The 710-nt window shown below is 38.3% G+C and carries 1 protein-coding gene; it reads left to right on the plus strand.

The window, feature by feature from the left end; genetic code table 11:
• On the plus strand, positions 1-710 hold a 710-nt coding region (locus IEV63_RS12935), incomplete at both ends, for a M26 family metallopeptidase (protein ID WP_229737269.1).

Genomic DNA, 710 nt, shown 5'->3' on the forward strand with positions numbered 1-710 from the left:
GCAAATATAGATGCAGCTTCAACAGAGTTTTGGGGTTGTTCAGGTACAGACGGAGGCTGGATAGTAATCGCTAATGATTTAGGCGAAAGCTTTTCTGGTTCATATAATGGTGGTGGCTTTACTATCGAAAATTTATTTATCGATTCTAATCAAGCAGATGTAGGTTTGTTTGGTAATTTAAGTGGTGAAGTTTTCAATTTAAACTTAACTAGCTTCTCAATCAGTGCAGCTACTAATATAGGTGCTCTAGCTGGTACTTTACAAACAGGAGCAACGATTACTTCAGTTTTTGTAAACCTAGGAACAATTACATCTACAGCAACAGGTTTGTCTAATGTAGGTGGAGTTTTTGGTGAAGTAGAAGGTGGTTTAGTTACCACATCGTATTCAACTGCAAGTGTAAATGGCGATGATAATGTAGGTGGATTTGTAGGACTTGTATCTGGCGGAGAGATAAATAATTCTTATGTGCGAGGCGAAGTGAATGGAATAACCAACGCAGCTGGTTTTGCGGGAAGTATAACAGGAGGCTTAATCGATAAATCTTATGCTGCAAATGTAGTAACAGCTACTGGGGTTAGTGAAGATCCCGCTGGATTTGCAAATCAAACTGGCATTGATTTAGTTACCAACTCTTTCTACGATAGTGATATTACATCAACAGACAATAGTGATGCAACGGGCGAGACTACTGTAAATTTAAATTTAGA

It is taken from the genome of Psychroflexus salis (genome assembly GCF_014640175.1).
In the GTDB taxonomy this organism is placed as follows: Bacteria; Bacteroidota; Bacteroidia; order Flavobacteriales; family Flavobacteriaceae; genus Psychroflexus; species Psychroflexus salis.